Genomic DNA, 3932 nt, shown 5'->3' with positions numbered 1-3932 from the left:
ATCTGAAATACTAATATAGGCAAAAGCTCCCATCTTTTCATGAGAAATAATAGAGGCATTATATGGAACACTCATTATACTAATCATTGTAGTTATTACTGATAATTGGTATAGAATACAAGAAATGTTCATTCTTTCTATTGGGATGACCATTTTATAGTATAAGAACCATAATCCAATAGTTTCAGCTAAAAGTAAAATGATAAATGCTAATATCGCATGAATCGTAATAGTAAAACTAAAAGTTTGTTTTAAATTTTGAATATCTCCTTTTGCTAAACTAATTGTTAAAAAACGGGATGTTGAGCTGTTCATGGATCCATTTATGAATGTGAACATAACCACAATACCTCCTACCACATTATAGATTCCAAAGTCGGTTTCACCTAGTGCATTAAGAATTAATCGAGATGTATATAAACTAATACCCATATTTACGAACATACGTAAATAGAGCATCATTGAATTTTTAGCTAACCTTTTGTTATTGGAGGTCTCTATGTTTCCCATTAAGTTTATATTCTTAAAAAACTATATGTTGTACTGATTTTATCCTAATACAGAATGTCTCTTACTACTTAATGTTTTGTTTTAATTAATATATAGTATCGTCTTCTTATGTATCTTGATAGCTATATTAAAAGAAGAGCTCAGTGCTCTGTATGAAATGAATAGAATTAAAATTTCTTAGTAAAGGGACGGATTTCATTGAAGCTATTTCTTTTGGCCATAGCCATATCCGTAGCCATAGCCATATTTTTTACCATACCCGTAGTGCCCGTACTTACCATATTTACCGTAGCCGTAGTACGAGCCGGTTTCACGCTTGTTCATGTCGATGCCGTTAATTAATACACAAGGGTGGGGCAGTTTACCGTCCTGCTTTAACTCGTTAATCAGCTTAAATTCGCTCTTAGCAGTATAGCCCGAACGGCATACATATACGCTCAAATCGGCTACACGGGCAATGAGCTGGGTGTCGGTCACCATACCGATAGGGGCGGTATCTAATATCACATAGTCAAAATGTGCTTTTAACTGTTGGATGGCCTCGTCGAGTGCCTGGCGTGCTACCAGTTCGGTAGGGTTAGGCGGGATGGTACCACCGGGCAGAATGTAGAGGTTAGGTGAAACCGTAGATTTCTGACATAAGCTAAGCAGGTCTGCATGTTCTGGGTCGGACAAATACTGTGAGATACCGGCTTCTTTATGGGACAGCTGGAATACTTTGTTCAGTCCGGGTTTGCGGATGTCAAGCCCTACAATCACTACTTTCTTGCCCATAAAGGCAAAGCTGCATGCCAGGTTGCCGGCATTGAAGCTCTTTCCCTCGCCGGAAGTGGTGGAAGTGAAAAGAATCACTTTCTGCTCTCCCTGTAGCATGTACTGGATGTTGGTGCGTACGGAGCGGAATACTTCTTCCATCAGTTCGTTGCGGTTTTCGCGTACCACAATGGCGCCTTCAGCGGTTTCTGTAGTAAGTGGAATATCGCCTACGATGGGAAGGTTCGTGATTTTTTCTACATCACCGCGTGTCTGGATTTTGAACTGAAGCAATCCCCAGAGGAAGATTAATCCTACAGGAAGGGCTAGTCCCAGAACAAAAGCAAGCATGTAAGTCTGCGAGGGAGCCGGGAAAATCTGTCCGCCTGCCAGGGGTTCGTCGATGACACGGGCGTTGTTGGCGGTAGAAGCCAAGGTAATGTTGTTTTCCTCGCGTTTCTGGAGCAGCATCAGGTAGAGGTTTGCTTGGATTTCCTGCTGGCGTGATATGCTGAGGTATTCTTTTTCCTGCACGGGGGCGTTGCTTACCTTGCCGGCAAATTTCCGGGTTTGGGCTTGCAGAGCCTGACGGTTGATGAGCAAGCCTTTCTCCGCCGTCTGGATGGCACCCATTACGCTGTTGCGCATCACCTCGATGCTGGCATTCAGGCTTTGTACGGCAGGGTTGTTCTCCTGCGAAGTGCGCAGCAGGCGCTTGCGCTCAATCAGCATCTGGTTGTAGTTCTGCACCACGGTGTTCAGGTCGCTGTTGTTCAGGCCGATGTTGGCGGGAATCACTTCATACTGGCTGCTTTCACCAAGGATGTGGTTCTTCAGGTGGTTCACCAGGCTGAGTTGCACTTCGTTTTCGGCATAGGCGCGTTCGTAGCTGGCTTGTTCACCGGCGGCCTGGGTGGCATCGGCGGTGAGGTCTACTACACCTGCCCGCTGCTTGAAACTGGCCAGCTGGCTTTCGGTAGTACCGAGTTCTTTGTTGATGATACGGATACGCTCGTCGATAAATTCAGCGGTCTTGGCGGCTACCTCGTTTTTGTCGTTATTTCCTTCTTCATTATAAAGTTCGACCAACTTGTTCAGGAAATCAGTTCCGCGGGCCACCTGACTGCCTGTGAAGGTCAATTGGGCAATGGTGGTAGACTTGCTGCTGGGACTGACTGCCAGCCGGCTGCGGAAGTCGGCGGCTGCCCCATTGGGTGATACCACGGTGGCCTGAATGATTTCGGGTACGGGCTGGATGGTTTGCAGGGTGGAATCGGCAGCCGAGAATGTGAATACGCCCACGGGGGTAGAAAATACGGCAGGCAGGTTTTCCACGGTCTTCCTCCACTCTTGCCCTTCGTGCTCTACCAGCACTTCGCAGAGTTGCTGGTTACGGAAGTACATCTGCACCTGGGCATACTCCATGCGTTCGGCTTCTTCGGGGGTGACCCATACCTTGACAGGCGACTGCTTGTAAAGTTCGGTGTTACGGAAACGACCGGGCACGGAGTAGCTGACATAGAGGTCGAGGGCCGTGACCACTTTTTTTATCAGGGTGCGCGAACGCAGGATTTCCAGTTCGTTGTCAAAACTCTGGGTAGAAGAGGTGACAAAGCCCAAATCGGCTAAGTCTGTCCCGTTTGTGCTTCCTTTGCTTTCGTTCTTGATGAGCACGGAAGAACTGACGGTGTAGAGAGGCGTCAGGGTCTTGAGGTAGAAAAAGGCGCCTATCAGGGCCACAGCCACGCAGCCCACAATCCAGGGCCAGTACATCAGAAGTTTAATTAAAAAGGCTTTATAGTCGAAGCCGGAAGTCTCTTCATCTTCCAGCAGGTAGTTTTTGGTTTCTTCTGCCATAGGTTTTTGTGTGTTATTTGGTTAATGCCAGTACAAATGTGGTGATGGAGGTAACTACACTCAGCAAGGTCAGCCACATGGAGGCGTTGCCGCTGAAGGTGTTGGAGTTAACTTTGGCTTTGGTGGGCTTTACATAGACCACGTCGTTTTGCTGCAAATAGAAGTAGGGCGACTGGGCCACATTGGCCTGGGTGAGGTCGAGGTGGTATACCCGGCGTATGCCCGTGGAGTCTTCGCGAAGCAACTGTACGTCATCGCGTACCGAAAAGAGGGTCATGTCGCCCGCCTGTGCCAGGGCTTCAAAGATGGTGACCTTCTCGGCATCGGTGGTATAGGTGCCGGGTTTGCCTACTTCGCCCAGTACGCTGAATTTGTAGTTGGAGGTACGCACCGTGACGTTGGGCACTTCCTTGAGATAAGGCTGGAGCTTTTCACGGATCAGGGCTTCACACTCACGGTTGGTCAGGCCCATTACTTTGAGGTTGCCCAATACGGGAAAATCAATGTAGCCCTGGTTGTCTACCAGATAAACCAGCAGTTTGGCCCCATCCATTCCTACGTTTGAATTGCTAGAACTTTCCTTGTTCTGCCCGATTTTGCGGTAAAAAGGTGCCGATGCCTCAGGGTCGGTGGTACTTACCAAAATAGTAAGCTCGTCCTTGGGCATGATGCGGAAGTCATAGAGCTGTCCCTGGAGGGATTCGTTAAGCACTTGTTCGTTCTGGAGGTAGAGCGATTTCTGGTAAGACGTGCACCCGCTCACCAGCAGGGTGGACAACATCAGCATACAGAATACTTTGCGTATCTTCATC

At 47.6% G+C, this 3932-nt stretch carries 2 protein-coding genes and 1 pseudogene; all 3 read right to left on the bottom strand.

The genetic code is table 11. The features are described from left to right. A pseudogene (locus ACMJ0U_RS01225) lies at positions 1-510 on the bottom strand (lipopolysaccharide biosynthesis protein); the annotation flags it as partial. A 204-nt stretch (positions 511-714) separates the two neighbouring features. After that, positions 715-3120 (bottom strand): GumC family protein, encoded by a 2406-nt coding sequence (locus tag ACMJ0U_RS01220; RefSeq protein WP_417127634.1) that lies wholly within the window; start codon positions 3118-3120, stop codon positions 715-717. A 13-nt stretch (positions 3121-3133) separates the two neighbouring features. After that, positions 3134-3932 (bottom strand): polysaccharide biosynthesis/export family protein (locus ACMJ0U_RS01215; protein WP_417127632.1); only part of this gene is annotated, 799 nt, incomplete at its 5' end.

This window comes from Phocaeicola sp., assembly GCF_048170425.1.
In the GTDB taxonomy this organism is placed as follows: domain Bacteria; phylum Bacteroidota; class Bacteroidia; order Bacteroidales; family Bacteroidaceae; genus Phocaeicola.
This window is presented reverse-complemented; position numbering and strand designations above follow the sequence as displayed.